The following is a 17,524-nucleotide window of genomic DNA, read 5'->3' as shown; positions in this document are numbered from 1 at the left end:
GAAATCAATGAACTTACTCACAGAAGACGAAATAGAACAACTTACCCTAGAAATCCTTCGGGATGATCTCGGATACGAAACCCTCTTCGGTCCCTACTTTGCCGAAGGCGATAACGCCGAACGCACTTATCATGAGGTAGTCTTAACCCATCGTCTTCGCCAGACCATTGATGTCATCAACCCTTCCATCCCTGCAGAAGCCAGGGAAGAAGCCTATAAAAAAGTGCTGCGCACCCTCTCCCCTTATCTTCTCACCAACAACGAGGCTTTTCATGTACTGCTCACCGATGGCATTGATGTGAAGTTTCGCACTGAAAGCGGCACCCGCAGCGATAAGGTTTGGCTTATTGATTATACACCCAACTCCACCAAAAACCAGTTCCTGGCCGTGAACCAATTCACCGTGATTGAGAACGGCAACAACAAGCGGGCAGACATTGTGCTGTTCGTCAACGGCCTTCCGCTGGTGGTGATGGAGCTAAAGAACGCCACCGACGAAAGCGCCGACATTTACACCGCCTACCAGCAACTGCAAACTTATAAGCAAACGGTTCCTTCGCTGTTCCACTACAATGCCTTCCTGATCGCTTCCGATGGCTGGTTTGCCAAAGCCGGTACGCTCAGTTCCGATTACAGCCGCTTCATGGAATGGAAAACCGCCGATGGCGAACACATTGTAGACACCGAACATGAAGCAGAACTGGAGCCGATGCTCAAAGGCATGCTCAATAAAAAAGCGCTGCTGGATATTCTGCGCCACTTTATCGTGTTTGAAAAAGGAAAGGACAAGACCATTAAAAAGATTGCGGCTTATCACCAGTACTACGCCGTAAACAAAGCCATTGTCACTACTGTAACAGCTTCCGGGCAGCAGGGCGACAAACGGGCCGGCGTGATCTGGCACACCCAGGGCAGCGGTAAGAGCCTCAGCATGGTGTTTTACACCGGCAAGATGGTAGTGGAGCCCCGCATGGACAATCCCACCATTGTTGTCCTCACCGACCGCAATGACCTGGACGACCAGCTTTTTGATACCTTTTGCAACTGTTCGCAGCTCCTGCGGCAGGAGCCCAAACAGGCCATTGACCGCAAAACACTCCGGCAACTCCTGTCGGTTGCCTCCGGCGGCATTGTGTTTACCACCATTCAAAAGTTTCTGCCCGAGGAAAAAGGCGACACCTTCCCTACCCTCACTGAACGGCGCAACGTGGTAGTGGTAGCCGACGAAGCCCACCGCAGCCAGTACGATTTTATTGACGGCTTTGCCCGCCACATGCGGGATGCCCTGCCCAATGCCTCCTTTATTGGCTTTACTGGCACCCCCATTGAAAAGCAGGACGCCAGCACCCAGGCCGTGTTTGGTGACTACATCGACGTGTACGACATCCAGCAGGCCGTGGCCGATGGTGCCACGGTGCGCATTTATTACGAGAGCAGGCTGGCAAAGATCCGGCTCAGCGATGCCGACAAGGCCGTGATGGACCAGCAGGTGGAAGAGATTACCGAAGACGAAGAACTGACGGACAAACAAAAGCGCTTTGCCAAATGGGCCAGCAAAGAAGCCGTAGTGGGAAGCAATCAGCGATTGCAGCAAATAGCTGCTGACATGGTGCGTCATTTTGAAGAACGCACCAGGGGCAGCAAGGGTAAGGCCATGTTTGTGGCCATGAGCCGCCGCATTGCGGTGGAACTGCACGACGAGATTGTGAAGCTTCGTCCCCAGTGGTACAGTAAGGACGATGACAAAGGCGCCATCAAAGTGATCATGACCGGCAGCAGTTCGGATGGCCCCGAGTGGGCGGAGCACATCCGGAACAAAAAGCGCCGCACCGAAATCGGCGACCGCCTGAAAGACCCGGAGGATGGCCTAAAGATTGTGATCGTCCGCGATATGTGGCTCACCGGCTTTGACGCACCGGTGCTGCATACCCTTTACGTGGACAAACCCATGAGCGGCCATAACCTCATGCAGGCCATTGCCCGCATCAACCGGGTGTTTGGCGACAAGCAGGGCGGGCTGGTGGTGGATTACATTGGCATTGCCCAAGACCTGAAAAAAGCCCTGGCCATTTACACCGAGAGCAAGGGTAAGGGTAAGCTGACCCATGACATCAACGAGGCGACTGCCAAAATGATGGAGCTCTACGAGATTGTGGTGGGGCTGTTTGACGGCTTTCACTTCAGGGCCTATTTTTCCCAAACGCCGCGGCAGAAGATGCAGTTCATCCTAGAAGCCGCAAACTACATCTTAAGCCTTACTGAAGTGGATAAGGAAGGCAATCTTACCCGCAACGGCAAGCAGCGGTTTAAAGACCACGTAACACGGCTCTCGCAGGCGTTTGCCCTTGCCATCACCCATCCCGATGCCATGGCCATCCGCGATGACCTGGCCTTCTTCCAGGCCATCAAAGCCCGCATCTCAAAGTTTGACGAGAACCGGCGCAAACGAACGAACCAGGAAATTGAAACAGCCCTTCGCCAAATAGTCAACGATGCCCTGATCTCCGAAGATGTGATCGACGTCTTTGATGCAGCCGGCATCAAAAAGCCGGATATCTCCATTTTGGATGACAAATTCCTGGCCGAGATCAAAGGGCTGCCGCAAAAGAACCTGGCACTGGAACTTCTCAAACGCCTGCTGGAGGATGAGGTTACGAGCCGGGCCCGGAGCAATCTCTCGCAAAGCAAGAAGTTCTCCCAAATGCTGGAAGCGGCCGTCAAGCGCTACCAAAGCGGATTGATCGAAGCCGCCCAGGTCATCGAAGAACTGATTAAAATGGCGCAGGACATTCGCGGGGCCAGTGACCGTGGCGAGAAGATGAACTTACGGGAGGACGAACTGGCTTTTTATGATGCACTGGCGGAAAACCCAACGGCTGAAACGATTTTAGGCGATGCCACGCTGAAAGCCATTGCCCATGAGCTGGTGGAAAGCGTGCGCAGAAATACCTCCATTGACTGGCAGCTGAAAGAAAGCGTGCAGGCCAAGATGCGGACCTTGATCAAACGCATTTTGCGTAAATACAAATACCCCCCGGATGACCCGGCAACCGGTGAATATACCACCTCTGTAAGCAAAGTGCTGGCACAGGCGGAGTTGCTGGCAGATTACTGGAGTACATCCTAGGAAAAAAAGTTTATGGCCCGACTTACCCTTCTGCTGCTTCTCCTTTTTACCGGCTTATGGAGCCCGGCGCAATCGGTGTATAAAACACCCAGCGGAAAAAAGTATCATCTGGAGACCTGTAAAACGGTGAAAAACGTCTCGCAAAAGATCACCCTGCAGGAAGCGGCTGAACTAGGGCTTAAACCCTGTAAAATATGCAAGCCTGACGTGGTTCCCGTACAGCAAAACCTGGTCAACAAAGCCAAAGGAGAAAGCAAAACGGTCCAATGCAAAGGATACACGAAAAGTGGTACCCGTTGCCGGCACATGACCAGTATCGCTGATGGTTATTGTTTCCAACATCGTCCGAAAGAATAGGTCTTCTGGAACAACCCAAGTTTAAAAAGGTAAATACTCCTCCTTTCTCCTGCTTCGATTCCCCTAATGAACTTCCGCGGTGTCACCCACTTCTACGTTCAGTAAGCCTATGCTGCAATTCGGGTTCCCGTAGGGAGAAGCATTTCCTTTGTCATAGCACTTAAATTCAACAGACTCGCTTCCAGCATCAAATTGATCCCAATAGGATTCTCTCAAACCATGAAGACTGAACCGCACTTCTATAACTATTTTACACAGAGGAGAAAAGAATTTGAAATATTATCAAGACCGTTGCAGTACCTGAAGGATATGACTGAGCAACAAAGAGTTTCAGGAACTGCAACTTATTAAGCCATTGCGCCGGCACATGCTCCTTCCTCACAAGAGCCGGCGAGACTTTGAAAAGACAATCTTTCCAGCTTTTCTTCAAGCCGTTTTGAAAAAACAAAGGGATCAAAAGGGTCGCGAAGTTAGCGGCTTCCCCTCCGCACAACAGAGCCAAACAAGGCTAAAGCCCGCCGGCCAAAAGCTTACGGCATAAACACAAAACCCACCCGCAAAAGGCCATCGTTTATTCCGTTTCCTTTTGGCTTATCCCCGAAGCCGCTCCTTCCTGTGCTTTCTTTTTTTCCCTTTTTTCTTTTTCAAAACAGTTTTTTATGGTTTACCTGATACACTTCGAAAGCAAACTGTATCATGCACAGCATTATATCGGGTTTGTGGAAGGAGACTTAGGGCAGCGCATTGCCCAACACAAAATGAGCAGAGGGGCCAAACTGTTAGCAGCTGTCAACGAACAGGGAATCGAATGGCACGTGGTGCGCATCTGGCGGGGTGCAGACCGCTGCTTTGAACGCAAGCTAAAGAACTACAAAAAAGCCCGCTGTTTTTGCCCCATCTGCGGCGGTCACCTGTAATGAATAACCGTATTTCTTCACTTTAAAATAAACAGCCATGACAATCGTTGGACGTATCACAAAAGATGCCGTGGTCAACACGCTAAAAGACGACCGGAAAGTCGTGAACTTTTCCATTGCCATTAATGAAAGCTACAAACCAAAAGGCAGGGAACGGGTAAAGGTTACCACCTTTTGCAACTGCTCTTATTGGCTCAACCAGAAGATGGCTGAGCACCTGAAAAAAGGAACCTTGGTTGAAGCGGCCGGCCGCATTTACGTTGCTCCCTATGTCGGCAAAGACGGAACAGCAAAGGCCTCGCTGAACTGCCATGTGAACAGCCTGAAAATTCACGCATGGCCAAAGGAAGTGGACGTGATTGGCACAGCAACACAAAACGCATTTGCCAACGACACCGGTAGCGACGACGATCCTTTTTAAACCCTCACCGGCACCGGCAGCTCGCCTGCCGGTGCATTGTCCAACCTATTGGGGAGACGAATCGCTTTCAACCGTTTCTGGATCCGGCCTAAAAAAAATGCGCCCTTACGGGCGGTGGTTTACGATGATAGATGATTCAAAGAGGGAGGTATTGTCATTGGATCATTGCACAAATTTCGGTCTTCCCCGCCACAAGCGACAAGGAACTACCGCATAAAACGCCACGGCACCGGTTCTGCTTTTTACCCTGCACGGGCTAAAACAAGTCGTCAACATTCGTTACCCACGGATTTATTCAGTTCCTCCTTGCGCCAGGTGGCGGGGAAGACCGGCGGAGGCTCCATAATCATTTCAAAACAAATAAAAACCTAGATTATGGAAAAGAAAATCATTACAGACATTCTGAGTAAAGTAGCTGAAGTAGAGCTGGTGTACAGGTCAAAAGTAAAACCCTCTGAACGGCCGCAAGTTGCTTCTTCCAAAGATGCCTATGAAATTCTTATCGCGATTTGGGAAGAAGGGAAACTAAACCTCGTTGAACAATTCAAGGTCCTTTTCCTGAACAGGGCCAACAAGGTACTTTGCCTCTACAATCTTTCAACAGGTGGCATTACGGGCACAGTGGCCGATCCAAGACTGATCTTTTCGGCAGCGCTCAAGGTGAATGCGGTCAGTTTGGTTCTTTGTCACAATCATCCTTCCGGCGCCCTGAAACCTTCCCGCCAGGATGAAGAACTGACTCAAAAGATCAAAGGTGCCGGAATGTTCCTGGACATGAAAGTACTGGATCACCTGATTGTTTCCAGCGAACGATACTTCTCCTTCGCAGACGAAGGGCTGCTGTAAGGCTCCTTTTAACGCTTCTTGAATGTTGCCGCCAAAAGAAATTAGTAAATTTACGAATGTAAAAACACCTCTGGCCATGAAGAAGCTGCCCCACCTCCTCTGTCTATTATCCTTGATGATCGTCGGATGTAGCTCAAAGAAAGAAATAAGCCGGAAAGAAGCTTTCCGGATCATCCGGCAAGGCTGGAACTATCCCAGGATTATCGAGTATGATCTTTACTGCGGCGACCCGTTGTTTGCGAAAAAAGTGATCGACGCAGGGTTGGAAACCCAGGGCCTTGTTACTGTACAGCGCACACAGAAATTAGGAGAAGCTGGCCAACCACTGATCCGGTTCACGGACAAAGCCAAGCCTTATTTACTCCCGACACCACCAGGTGATCAATCCAGTAACATTCAGAAGGTAAAGCTGGCCGATGAAGAGTTGGTTGAAGTGACCGGCGTCAACACCGGATCATCCGGAAAAGAGGCAGTTGTCGAATACACAACTGCCTTTAAAAACATCACACCGTTTGCAGGTTTATCCTCGAAGGATTTCAAGCAGCAGTCCCCCCGTAAAGCAAACGTCGTGCTGTATGACGATGGGTGGAGATTGGCAAAATAGCGCACTTTCTTACCAACTGCATCCATTTGCTGCTGGCTACTTCCCGCAGGAGACAGCATTTCTAAGAGCCACGTTCCCTGCCCCGTTCAGAAACACAGTGATGGCATACACAGCACAAACGGGACAAACTTTGAAATCAACATCTCCTCCTTCCAACCGGTACAGTTTGTCTGTTTGTCTCCGGTACACCGTGACTTGAAATTTTATTCCTGTGCTTTTTTGTGTAAAATAGCAGCCAATGGCTATCGCCTTCTTTGCCCATATTTTAAAATCAAGTACCGCGTAATATCTACCGAAGGGTACAGTCTCAGTTGCGTAAGGATATAGCCGTGGCTCATGCCCTTTTTGTAAAGCAGCATTCCAGGACAACACATTACTTTCCATGGTTGAAAGATTTCAACTTCTCACTTAATTCCACCAACCCAGCTTTTTTCAGGCAATCATCCGAAATCGTGGTCAACTCCTGCAAAGAGTCTTCAGGCATGATGTCCAGTAGATTGGACGAAACCTCATCGCCTTTGAGGGATAATCCCCGTTCGATAACCTGGTTCAAAAGCAAAATGTTTTTACGGGAGATCTTCAAATCAATCTTCACGGTTTCATTCATGCCCGGGATACTCAAAATGGTACCATACACCTGGGCGACATCTGTTGTGGTAAGCATAACGACACATTTAATTTCATCAATCACTTCAGATACAAAAGTATTTTGAATCACTGTACTGATCCCCTTTAAAATTTAAAGAGGATAGGTTCTGCCATATCACCAGAGTAAATTCGTATTCGCTTTAACTGAACGAGTGCAAACGATAAACGATGTGTTATGGTTTTCAGAAAGCAACAGGTCTCCTGCGAGGAGGCAAGGCAAATCGATATGGTAACCTATCTATCTTCATTGGGATACGAGCCTGTCCGAATCAGGAACCTTGACTACTGGTATCTTTCTCCATTACGGCAGGAGAAAACCCCGTCTTTCAAAGTCAATCGTAAGCTGAACCGGTGGTATGATCATGGTTTGGGAAAAGGTGGCAACCTGATAGACTTTGCGGTTTTGTACAGCGATTGTACGGTTGGGGAGTTTCTTGGTAAAATCAACCCTGCTCTTTTCTTTCATCAGCCTGCGCTCCTCTATTTGGAAGGTTCCAAAAGAGAGAAGGAGCAGCGCATAACCATCCTAAGAGAGCACACACTCACTTCTTTCACACTCCTGCGCTATTTGTATCAACGGAGAATACCGGTTGCCGTAGCCGAACGGTTTTGCAATGAAGTCGTGTATGCACTGAACGGAAGAACCTACTTCGCCATTGGGTTCAAAAACAATGCTGGCGGATACGAACTACGAAACCCATATTTCAAAGGCAGCAGCACACCAAAAGATCTCACTGTGATCGACATCGGAGCAAAGAAGGTAGATGTATTTGAAGGTTTTTTTGACTTTCTTTCTTTTCAAACCATTCATCAGAACCAACCACCTGCAAATAGCAGCACAGTTGTCTTAAACTCTCTTTCCTTTTTTGAAAAAGCAAGGCCTTTTATAGAGCGACATGATGCGATAAACCTCTATTTGGATAGGGATAAAAGCGGACAAAATTACACCCGGTATGCTTTATCGCTCAGTGGAAAATACAGAGACAACAGCGACTTATACAAGCACCACAAGGATTTGAACGATTGGATGATGAACATTGGCAAGTAATATCAACAAACACCATCTGAATAAAAGCTTGCTAATAGATAATGGTTTGCACAGCAAAAGTGAGAAGTAAAACAAGAAAAACGTGTAGCCAGCCTCTGTAGACTTTTAAAGGCTGGGAAGATTGCCGCCTTTTCGCAATCGGCCAGATGTCCGGTTGTATCACAACCGCCACTAGCCGCCCAACCTCCGAAGTCGTGGGCGGTGCTGCTAAAAAGGAATGATTGAGTAAACCATGAAAATGAAAATGTGATGAGCGAACAAAAAAATAACCGGACAAAGTGGTTGCACCTGCGCCTAAAGCCGGAGGAATACGACAAACTCCACAAGGACTTTAAGAAAACAACCTGCCGGAAAATCAGTGACTATTCCCGTAAAATCCTGCTGAGAAAACCCCTTGTTTCCACGTACCGCAACCAGTCCCTTGATGACTTTATGACAGAGATGATGAGGCTACGAAGTGAGTTAAACAGCATTGGCAATAACGTCAACCAAGCTGTAAAAAAACTGCACACGCTGGGCCAAATTCCGGAATTCAGAAGTTGGATCATTACCTACGAACTGGAAAAGCAAACCCTTTTTAACAAGGTGGAGGAAATCAAAAACCGCATCAACAAAATCGCCGATCAATGGTTGCAGTAATCAAAACAGGAACGTCCATTCACCGGACCTTGCTGTACAATGAACAGAAGGTAAAAGCAGGCGTGGCGGAGTGTATTGCAGCCGTGAATTACCCCAAGGATGTTTCCCAACTAACCCTTTCCAACAAGCTTCAGCGTCTGTTGAATCAAGCCACTTTGAATGAAAATGTAACCCGTGGCAGTGTGCACATCTCACTCAACTTTGACCCTTCAGAAAAGAATCTTTCACATGCCCGATTAGGAGAAATCTCCGAAGCGTACATGACGAAGATTGGCTTTAGTGGTCAGCCTTTTTTGGTGTACCAGCATCATGATGCAGGCCATCCGCATGTTCATATTGTAAGTATCAAAGTAAGGTCGGACGGTAGCCGGATAGACACCCAAAACATCGGCCGCAACCAGTCTGAGAAAGCACGAAAAGAAATTGAACAGGCCTTTGGACTGGTAAAGGCAGATACGCACAAACAAAAGCAGGCCTTTGAGCTAAAGCCCATCTATGCAGAGAAGGTGCAATATGGGAAAACTGAAACAAAAAGAGCTATCACTGGCGTGCTGGAGCATGTGCTAACGAACTATAGATACACCTCGCTACCCGAGTTGAATGCTGTCCTGCAGCAGTATAACGTGGTGGCCGACAGAGGCGATGAGCATTCCCGCATTTACCGGAGCAACGGCCTGGTTTACCGGATCGTGGATGCAGAGGGAAAGAAAACCGGTGTACCCATTAAAGCCAGCGATTTTTACCAAAAGCCTACTTTAAAATACCTGCAAGAGCGGTTTGGGCCGAATGAATCGGCACGGCAATCGCACAAGGTACGGGTGAAAAATGCCATTGACCTGGCCCTGCTGAAGAACCCCAAACACACCCTGCAAAGCCTCACAAAGTCGTTGGAGAAGGAAGGCATTGCTTCCGCCATTCGGCAAAATGAACAAGGGTTGATCTATGGTGTTACCTATGTTGACCACCGTACCAAATGCGTGTTTAACGGCAGCAATCTGGGAAAAGCCTACAGTGCAAAAGGTCTCCAGGAACGGTGCTATCAGGAAGAACAACTGGAGCTGAGGGCCGCAGTTGGGCAAAGCCTCGTGAAGCGCCAAGCAGAAGAAATTCAGCCGGTAGACCCTGGCCAAAAAGTTTCCATCGGGCCAGCTGCTTCGATAACCATTCCGAAAGCAGTGGATGACCTGCTACAGCCCACACAAGCTGCTACTTACGTACCTCATCAACTCAAAAGTGCCAAAAAGAAAAAGCGGAAACGCATCTCTCATCACCCATAAAATTGGACACCTATGCATACCGGCGAAAACGAGCATGGCTTGCGCAAGATCTTGGACATGACCCGGCTGATGGGCATCGTGTTACTGGCCTTACATTTTTATTATTACTGCTACAGCGCTTTTGCGCAGTGGCAATTGACAGCCGCCCTAACGGATAGAGTACTCCAGAATATTCAAAGGACAGGTTTGTTCAACCGGTTTTACACGTCTAAACTGATAGCAATTGCCTTTCTTGGTATCTCCTTATTGGGTGCCAAAGGAAGGAAGAACGAGAAGGTAAACCACAAAAAAGGGGGCTCCTGTATCGCTGCTGGCCTGTTGCTTTATTTCAGTAGCCATTTGTGTTTAAAATCCATTTCAGCTCCTGGAACAGCTACTGTATGCTATATGGTTGTAACAACGATTGGCTTTATTCTGATGCTGACAGGAGGCACCCTTTTGTCCCGTGTTATTAAGGGAAAGCTCAGCCCCAGGGACGTTTTCAATAAGGAGGCGGAGAGGTTTACACAGGAAGAGCGGCTCATTGAAAACGAGTTTTCCATCAACCTGCCGGCTCGTTATAACCTAAGGGGCAAGTGGCGCCGGAGCTGGATCAACATCATAAATCCCTTCCGGGGCTTGCTGGTCCTGGGCTCACCCGGGTCAGGCAAGTCTTACTTTGTCATCCGCCATGTTATTACCCAGCACATAAGAAAAGGATTCACCCTGTTTGTTTATGACTTCAAGTTTTCAGATCTATCCTGCATTGCCTACAACACCTACTTAAAACACAAGCCCCTCTACCCAGTTGCACCAGACTTCTATGTCATCAACTTTGACGATCTAAGCCGGAGCCACCGCTGCAATCCGTTGGAACCATCCACCATGTCTGACATTATCAATGCAGCCGAATCCGCCAGGACGATCCTCGTGGGGCTCAACCGGGAGTGGATCAAGCGGCAAGGTGATTTTTTTGTCGAATCGCCGATCAATTTCCTTTGTGCCGTGATCTGGTTTTTGCGCCGGTACCGTAACGGGGAATTCTGTACGCTGCCGCATGTAATTGAACTTATGCAGGTGGACTACGATACACTTTTTTCAGTGCTCCGCACCGAAAAGGAGATTGAGGTACTGATCAACCCCTTTATCACTGCTTACCTGAATGATGCCATGGAGCAGTTGGAAGGGCAAATTGCGGCAGCAAAAGTGGCCATGGCCCGGCTTTCCTCACCCCAGTTGTATTATGTCTTGTCCGGTAGTGATTTTACCCTAGACATCAATAACCCTGACGCCCCGAAAATCCTTTGCATGGGAAACAACCCACAGAAAATCGGAATATATGGCGCTGTCATTTCCCTGTATGTCAATCGGCTGGTTAAATTGGTAAACCAAAGAGGCATGCAGAAAAGCAGCCTGATTTTCGATGAATTCCCCACCATTTACCTAAGTGGCATGGACAGCCTGGTTGCCACGGCACGGAGTAATAAAGTGGCAACAACACTGGGTGTTCAGGACTTTAGCCAGCTCCGGAAAGACTATGGCCGAGAGCAGGCAGACGTGATCCTGAACATCACCGGCAACATCATCAGCGGGCAGGTAACCGGTGATACCGCCAGGCAACTCTCCGAACGATTTGGCAAAATCATGCAGGACCGGTCCAGCTTTTCCATCAACAGTGCCGATACATCCATTAGCCATTCCAAACAACTGGAAGCCGCTATCCCACCCTCCAGCATTGCAGCCCTTTCATCCGGTGAGTTCGTAGGGATGGTGGCAGACAATCCGGAGCAAAAAATAGAACTAAAAGCCTTTCATTGTGAAATCTTGAACGACCATAGAAGTTTAAAAAAGGAACAAGAGAATTATAAAGAGATCCCTGTATTCAAGAAGCTGGATAGTGCCATCGTTCAGCGGAATTATTTGCAGATCAAACAGGATGTAGCGGATCTGGTGCAGTCGCAGATGGAGCGATTGCTAAGCGATCCGGGATTGACGCATCTGATTATTAAAAAAGGAGAATAGCCTAAGCAAGCCGTCCCAGTTGCTCTTGGACCCACACCATCATTTTTTGGTCCCGGAACTGGAACCACCTCTCCCGGTAAACGCTTGAGTGATCGATGTGCCCTTTGAAGTGCGCAAAGAACTTTTTTTGCTCAATGGCCCTTAAAAGCCTGTCCTTTAGTGGCAGGTCATTGACCGTGGCAATAAAATCTTCCATTATCCGAAAGGAGTCATGTGGCTCCATCCCCTCAATTTCATGGTATTTATCCCTTTCTTTTCTGACAGCCTTGATTTCCTTTTTCCACATGGAGGGTTCAAAACTTGCGCTCTTGTCCTCGTTGGGATAAGTGACCAATTCCCATGTCTCGCGGTGAAGAAAAACCCGGAAGCCCATACCCAGGTGGTCGGCAATTTCCTGGACCGTCTCTTGTGGAATCTGGGTCATAAGAATGTCGGTTTTGCTTTTTCCTGGCGGCTTCCGCTGGCCGAAGGAGCGGCGCCGGCAGCTTCATTGCTCTATAAAATTAGACTTTTTACCGATTTTTTGCCAGCCGTATGGTGGTTCGTTCAGCCAGTTTTTTCGGTAAGAAACTGTTAATGGCAGTCGCTCAGATGATCTCGGTGATAATGGCTTTATTGGCCCTGGCTTTCCTATAATCATCTTCCAGGCTTCTTTTAATTCTTGGGCCCAACAGGATGTCGTACGGCTCAAGAAAGCCATCGTATATGATCTTGTTTCCGTATGGAAAAAGCGTGGTCCTGCACATAGCCGGAAAGGTCCTGAAAAAGACCGGGAAGGGGTCTGCCAAGGCTTTCACCGCATAAAAGGAGCTGCTACTTGTGTCCATAAAGATCGCGTGCTTGCTCAAGCACTTCAGGATGACGAAATCGCCTTGGATGCTCCTGCGAAAGTTATTGAGAATCTGCAGGTCAGCTGCTGAGAGCCTCCCCTTGTTTTCCTTGATGTAAACATCCAATAGCTCTCCCATATTGCGGTAAAAGGCTTCTCGACAGCGAAACTTTCGGTCGGAATGGTAGTCGAGAAAATCCATAAAACTCACCGTTGCAGGAATAACGTGTTCCCTGATCCCTACAAAGTACAACAGTCCGAGGTGCGTACTTATGTACTGGTGGTATTCGGCTGTGTCAAGAGTCACTGCAATATTTTTTATCTCCCTATTATGCCAAGAGCCTACCCCAACCGAAGGCATTGGGCACAAGCGCCAATTAAAGATATTGCGTTTACAATTTATTCGTCAGCCTCAAATCAATTCGTCCAGCCGCTTTTTTGACAAGTGCCTGTTAACGGCGCTGTTTCTCTGCTACTGGTTCTCATAACGCTTCACCAAAGCAAACATATGGTCGCTAATGAGCATCTCGTTTCCCACCTCTATAAACCAACCATCATAGATTGAAAATGCGATATAGACCTCTAACCTTTTGCTGCCTTTATAAACGGTAACATTTGCTAATTTCTCGAAGGCACCGCCCTTTTGAATATCTTGCTGCTGTGCTGTTTTAAAAGCGCTATCGATACTGTCCAATAGTTTTCGATCAGTCAACACAACCTTGTTCACGCCAGCATCCGATGTTACAGTCAATTCAACTTTGATTGTGGGTTCTTTTCCTTGTAATGCGCTAAATTGGTCAGTTGTGTAGGCACTCTCGGAAACGAAAATGCAGACTATGAAGCCAATGACAACGAATAAAAGAATTGGTCGCTATACCCCAAGCCGCTCTTTCATTCTATTTTTCTAGGTTTTTTGTACTTTTTCCATAAAGGGATGTAATCTATGGGAGGTGTGCAATTCGCCGCTAACGTAACGAGACTTTCCGAAGTACAGGCATTCTGTGTTTCTTCAGCCTCACGATTAAGTTAAAGTTAAATAGAATTGGCTTGTTCGGCACCTGGACTGCCGCCTGTATTTTGGGAAAGCCTGTGTTGTGCGCATCGCTATTTCGTATGTGCCTTTAAAATCGCTATTCTCTCAATCTTAGAAAACGCAGTTTTTCGGATTTGCATAATAGCTATTGTCGGCTTACCAATCACCAGTTCTTTCAGTTGTACAAAAAGTATCTTTTTGTCTCGAATGTCTCTGATTGCTTTCCAGGGAATGAACAGCGGCTTGTGAAAGAGGCGGAAGATGAAAACTGGCCGTAAATAGAAACCCTCATCGTTATACTTCAATAAGAGGCAGTTGTTGTAGTTTACACCGTTTATAGCTGCTGAAATAACTCCTACACGTTCACCTTCAAATGTATTGTCAAATTGGTATTCCTTCGCCAAATCTGACCAACCCTTTTTAGAGAGAAAGAATAGGACAAAAACAAACATGCCGATAAAAAAGAACGGAAACAAGTAGGGTAAGTCAGTCATTTCTTAAAGATGTTTGTATTCTATACGACCAAGTTGCAGCCAACGGAAAAGGCTTGGCGTTTGTGGCGGATTTTGAAAAACGTCAGCCCAGACTGTTACTGATAAATGTACAAAAGTTGATTTCAAGAACTAAAGTTTGGCGTTGTTCGTAACGCTGGGACTGAAGCTGATAGATAGGTGAAGTCGAGCACCTGCGTTCAGTCCACCGACATAACGCCAAGCCTAATGTTAGGCGCATTACGGGTCAGCCTTCCATTCTTTATGGTCTTCCACTATGCATTTTACGAAAACTTCTTGCCAATCTTTGTAGAAATGTGTCGTTGGCCACTTTCTTAAACTTTCTTTTCTCCAAGTCAGGTGTACGACCGCATATTTTGACTTTTCATCGAGCAACTCAAAAAGAACGTCGTCACGGTCTGTGCGGTTGGCGATTGCCCGAACTCTTTTCCAGTAAAGAGGGTGAAAAAAGCTGACTTCGTTTTTGAGTTCCGTTTCATAAAAAGAAGGATTATCCGTCGGTTGCCAAGGTTTTAAAAGTTGTCTGTCTGCATAGTCGGCGACTTCGTCGCTGATGCTGCGCATGAAGATTTTGGAATTGTCAACCGATAAAATCAAAACGTAGTGAGCACTTGCGAAAGCTTCATTGTATTGTAAGCGTGCAACAACACCATTTGACGGCTCCTTTATAACATCTTCTCCTTTTAACTTGGAAGCAAATTCTATAAACTTTGCGCAGGCGTCAGAATGATTGGGTATCCAATCGGCATCCAGATACCACATGTCGGATATGATATTCGTTACCGTGCCGACTGTTTCATCCTTCCATATTATAGTGCCGGAATTTTTCATTCAGTTGCGCGTAACGTGTGGGGCTTTAAGAAGTAGCGGCATTTGAATATACGCTGCTTCAACTTTGCACTACAGCCAAATTTTTGTTTGCAGGTTAAATATAGTTTTTCAGCCGTAATTTTTGAAGCCCATGTTACCAGCAGGGCTTCTTGTCAGTTGATATTTACCGCAATTTTATTCCTAGCTCTTGCAGTCTGCTTGCTCCAGGTAAAATATCTAAAATTCCCAATTTCTGTACAGCAAGTTTACTACGAACGTATTGTTTCAACTTTTTTGATGTTGCCTGCACTTCTTTCCAGTCCCAATCCTCTATACTGCCATTGAGTTTATTTGTTTCTTCCCATTTCGCTGCATCCTTCTCGCTAAAATGTCCGATGTGTGACAGCGACAACGTGCCGTTTTTTACGCCGCCAAAATACAATTGTATCATTCCCAAACCATCTGTTGAATACCGAAAGGTGTGTCCATTACAATGCTTTGGGTCGAGGTCAACTTTTCTGATTATAGGTTTGCTCCCGTGTCGTGGTGTCCAAAGTTGAAAGGCCACGGCAAATTTGTCTCCGTTAATAAGGTCAAACTTTGCTGCTATTTCATCGGAGCTTTTGTAGTGGCGGATTTGCTGTCCGTAAAGAGAAGCCAAATCATAGACTTGCAGGTCTGTTTCATTGAAAATATAGTTAAGTATAGAGAGTTTGTCACTCTGGTCAGCGTAAAAGTCGTATGTCATAGTTAAAGGACTGCCTTTAGCCTTGCTGGTAATGGGCAGAGGCTTTAGCCAGTACAGGTATTTTGTATTCTACCGCCTTGCTCATTTGCCGAAGCAAAATAGTAATTCTTTAGTTTAAGCCATATTCTTCTGCCTGTATTGGCAAAAGCCTGTGTTTTGGGCATACCCGTTAGAATTGCGCGGTCAGACATATTTCAAAGTCTATCTTTTCCTCTTCCTCAATTGCATCGTCACGGTAATTCAGTTGACGAACGGTTACATTGTAAAGAGCATTAGGAAGTGAGATTAGCAAATCACTATTGTGCGCAGCCGGTAGTGTTTCGTCCTCGAACTGCGCCGCCATCGACAAGTCCTCATAATTGGTTAGGTGTAGACATCCGCTTGTAACTTCTATTTCGCCACTAAATTGTTTTGTAGCATCTCTCTTGGTAGACTCTGGCAGAATTGCAACCTTGTGAAAGCCCTCGCCGCCTGTTCTCCAAATAAGAATTGTTTTAGCTTCTGCCTGTTCTGTAAAACGTTGCTGTAGTTGTTCTAAGCTCCAGTCAGAGCAAACAAAGGAAATATATCTCTCTGCATTTACAAGTGCTAACAGGCCCGTGTCGTCACTTATCGAAAGTACAGTCTTGTCAAATTTCCCCATTGCCATAAGAAATCTTGAACTGGGTTTCCCATAACATTTATCAGCTTTGCAAAGGCTGGGCATTTATTGTTCGCCCGCTTAACAATTGCACAAATGCTGAATAGATATTGAGTGTTTAAATTTAATTCATCAGCCCAACTTTAGCAAAGCTACTGTTGGCCGCAGTCTCATTGAGGAATCTTTGAGTTCGAAAAAGAATCAAGTTGGCACGCTTACCATCGGTCGGTTCAACTAGTCTGATTTCACCCGTCAAAACAAATTTTCCTACTGAATCAATATCTAGATACTTAGAAGCATCAACGTAATTACCGTGCTTACATTGTATTGATAAGTATTCGCCCGATTTACCAAATGTTATTGAATTACCACTCTTTTCAATTTCGTTGTAGGAATACACTAACTCGTTTGCGCCTACATATTTCAAAATCGAATCAACTGATGCAACAGTAGCATGATAAATTTTTGGCCTGTTTGCGCTTGTTGCAGTTAAATAATTGTGCTCGAAATCTTTCACCAGAAAATTCAATGTGCTTTGCAAAGATAAATTTTTTGTCGAAGCGCCGGTTCCAATTTCTGCACTCGTTCGTTTTTCGTCTGGTGGCAAACCATTCAAGGTAGCCCAGCAAAGAAGCAGCCATAAAATGAGAGAAGAGCCGATTTGACTGCCTATCGCAATTTTAAGCCTATTGGGATGGTACAACATTAATGGAAGAAGGAGGCTTATAATAAATCCAAAAGCCGTGGATATACTAGCAATTAAGACCATGCGATTCAGCCAACTGATTACAAAGTCTGGCGAAGATTTGAGGTCTTGGAATGCCGAACCAAGTAAAAAGCAGATAGTCAAAATGAGAATAACATTGAGAACTAATGATAAGGCAACAATTCTTAGAACGTCTTGTTTTTTCATTACGATATTGTCGTTAGGATACGTTGCGGCCAACGTCAGTTTGTCTAAAAACTACGGTTAGTTTCCAAAACTACGCATGAATAAAGTGATTTAAAAGCTCACGGCGGTGGTCTTTTTCCGGCACAAGTAAAAAGTCGATGAAAATGTTGCAGGC

At 46.5% G+C, this 17,524-nt stretch carries 20 protein-coding genes; 10 read left to right on the top strand and 10 right to left on the bottom strand.

The window, feature by feature from the left end; genetic code table 11:
- Window positions 1-7 precede the first annotated feature (7 nt).
- The 6 genes from D6024_RS16285 (at window position 8) to D6024_RS16255 (ending at window position 6,272) form a co-directional block, all read left to right on the top strand.
- Window positions 8-3,127: a type I restriction endonuclease subunit R gene (locus tag D6024_RS16285; protein WP_121355721.1), complete on the top strand. Its 3,120-nt coding sequence runs from the start codon at window positions 8-10 to the stop codon at window positions 3,125-3,127.
- 12 nt (window positions 3,128-3,139) lie between these two features.
- Entirely contained in the window at window positions 3,140-3,484 is a 345-nt protein-coding gene (locus D6024_RS16280; RefSeq protein ID WP_121355720.1) for a DUF5763 domain-containing protein, read from the top strand.
- A gap of 659 nt (window positions 3,485-4,143) precedes the next feature.
- Window positions 4,144-4,401: an endonuclease gene (locus D6024_RS16270; RefSeq protein WP_121355718.1), complete on the top strand. Its 258-nt coding sequence runs from the start codon at window positions 4,144-4,146 to the stop codon at window positions 4,399-4,401.
- 37 nt (window positions 4,402-4,438) lie between these two features.
- Complete coding sequence (locus D6024_RS16265; protein ID WP_121355717.1) at window positions 4,439-4,822, top strand: single-stranded DNA-binding protein; 384 nt, start codon at window positions 4,439-4,441, stop codon at window positions 4,820-4,822.
- A 375-nt stretch (window positions 4,823-5,197) separates the two neighbouring features.
- Entirely contained in the window at window positions 5,198-5,668 is a 471-nt protein-coding gene (locus D6024_RS16260; RefSeq protein WP_121355716.1) for a JAB domain-containing protein, read from the top strand.
- Window positions 5,669-5,744: 76 nt separating this feature from the next.
- Complete coding sequence (locus D6024_RS16255) at window positions 5,745-6,272, top strand: hypothetical protein (protein WP_162944810.1); 528 nt, start codon at window positions 5,745-5,747, stop codon at window positions 6,270-6,272.
- A 36-nt stretch (window positions 6,273-6,308) separates the two neighbouring features.
- On the opposite strand, the gene D6024_RS16250 is transcribed toward D6024_RS16255, so the two are convergent.
- Window positions 6,309-6,656, bottom strand: a complete 348-nt coding sequence (locus D6024_RS16250; protein WP_121355714.1) for a hypothetical protein — start codon at window positions 6,654-6,656, stop codon at window positions 6,309-6,311.
- Window positions 6,646-6,936 carry a hypothetical protein gene (locus tag D6024_RS16245; RefSeq protein WP_121355713.1) on the bottom strand — a complete coding sequence of 97 codons (291 nt, stop codon included), beginning with the start codon at window positions 6,934-6,936 and terminating at the stop codon, window positions 6,646-6,648. The genes D6024_RS16250 and D6024_RS16245 overlap by 11 nt, the downstream gene beginning before the upstream one ends.
- Before the next feature lie 159 nt (window positions 6,937-7,095).
- On the opposite strand from D6024_RS16245, the gene D6024_RS16240 reads away from it, so the two are divergent.
- From D6024_RS16240 to mobC, 4 genes are all read left to right on the top strand, one after another.
- Entirely contained in the window at window positions 7,096-7,968 is an 873-nt protein-coding gene (locus tag D6024_RS16240; protein ID WP_121355712.1) for a toprim domain-containing protein, read from the top strand.
- A 249-nt stretch (window positions 7,969-8,217) separates the two neighbouring features.
- The gene (locus tag D6024_RS16235) at window positions 8,218-8,607 is read left to right on the top strand and encodes a plasmid mobilization protein (protein ID WP_121355711.1); all 390 of its coding nucleotides are present in this window, start codon (window positions 8,218-8,220) and stop codon (window positions 8,605-8,607) included.
- The gene (locus D6024_RS16230; protein WP_121355710.1) at window positions 8,595-9,884 is read left to right on the top strand and encodes a relaxase/mobilization nuclease domain-containing protein; all 1,290 of its coding nucleotides are present in this window, start codon (window positions 8,595-8,597) and stop codon (window positions 9,882-9,884) included. Before D6024_RS16235 ends, D6024_RS16230 begins: the two co-directional genes overlap by 13 nt.
- Before the next feature lie 12 nt (window positions 9,885-9,896).
- Window positions 9,897-11,885 carry a conjugal transfer protein MobC gene (mobC, locus tag D6024_RS16225; protein ID WP_121355709.1) on the top strand — a complete coding sequence of 663 codons (1,989 nt, stop codon included), beginning with the start codon at window positions 9,897-9,899 and terminating at the stop codon, window positions 11,883-11,885.
- Window position 11,886: 1 nt separating this feature from the next.
- Here the strand turns inward: mobC and D6024_RS16220 are convergent, their stop codons facing one another.
- The 8 genes from D6024_RS16220 to D6024_RS16185 all read right to left on the bottom strand — a co-directional run bounded on the left by D6024_RS16220 (window position 11,887) and on the right by D6024_RS16185 (window position 17,370).
- Window positions 11,887-12,309 (bottom strand): UPF0158 family protein, encoded by a 423-nt coding sequence (locus D6024_RS16220; protein WP_121355708.1) that lies wholly within the window; start codon window positions 12,307-12,309, stop codon window positions 11,887-11,889.
- Window positions 12,310-12,472: 163 nt separating this feature from the next.
- Window positions 12,473-13,021, bottom strand: coding sequence for a hypothetical protein (locus tag D6024_RS16215; RefSeq protein WP_162944809.1), 549 nt, complete (start codon window positions 13,019-13,021; stop codon window positions 12,473-12,475).
- A 165-nt stretch (window positions 13,022-13,186) separates the two neighbouring features.
- Complete coding sequence (locus D6024_RS16210; RefSeq protein ID WP_121355706.1) at window positions 13,187-13,465, bottom strand: hypothetical protein; 279 nt, start codon at window positions 13,463-13,465, stop codon at window positions 13,187-13,189.
- A 353-nt stretch (window positions 13,466-13,818) separates the two neighbouring features.
- Entirely contained in the window at window positions 13,819-14,241 is a 423-nt protein-coding gene (locus D6024_RS16205) for a hypothetical protein (RefSeq protein ID WP_121355705.1), read from the bottom strand.
- A 237-nt stretch (window positions 14,242-14,478) separates the two neighbouring features.
- Window positions 14,479-15,090 carry a hypothetical protein gene (locus tag D6024_RS16200; RefSeq protein ID WP_162944808.1) on the bottom strand — a complete coding sequence of 204 codons (612 nt, stop codon included), beginning with the start codon at window positions 15,088-15,090 and terminating at the stop codon, window positions 14,479-14,481.
- Window positions 15,091-15,253: 163 nt separating this feature from the next.
- Entirely contained in the window at window positions 15,254-15,817 is a 564-nt protein-coding gene (locus D6024_RS16195) for a hypothetical protein (protein WP_121355703.1), read from the bottom strand.
- 169 nt (window positions 15,818-15,986) lie between these two features.
- The gene (locus D6024_RS16190; RefSeq protein WP_162944807.1) at window positions 15,987-16,460 is read right to left on the bottom strand and encodes a hypothetical protein; all 474 of its coding nucleotides are present in this window, start codon (window positions 16,458-16,460) and stop codon (window positions 15,987-15,989) included.
- 121 nt (window positions 16,461-16,581) lie between these two features.
- On the bottom strand, window positions 16,582-17,370 hold the full coding sequence (locus D6024_RS16185) for a hypothetical protein (RefSeq protein WP_162944806.1): 789 nt from the start codon (window positions 17,368-17,370) through the stop codon (window positions 16,582-16,584).
- Window positions 17,371-17,524: the final 154 nt, after the last annotated feature.

This window comes from Flavisolibacter nicotianae, from assembly GCF_003628535.1.
GTDB classification, from domain to species: domain Bacteria; phylum Bacteroidota; class Bacteroidia; order Chitinophagales; family Chitinophagaceae; genus Flavisolibacter; species Flavisolibacter nicotianae.
The sequence above is the reverse complement of the archived record's forward strand: the minus strand, read 5'-3'. Positions and strand labels throughout refer to the sequence as shown.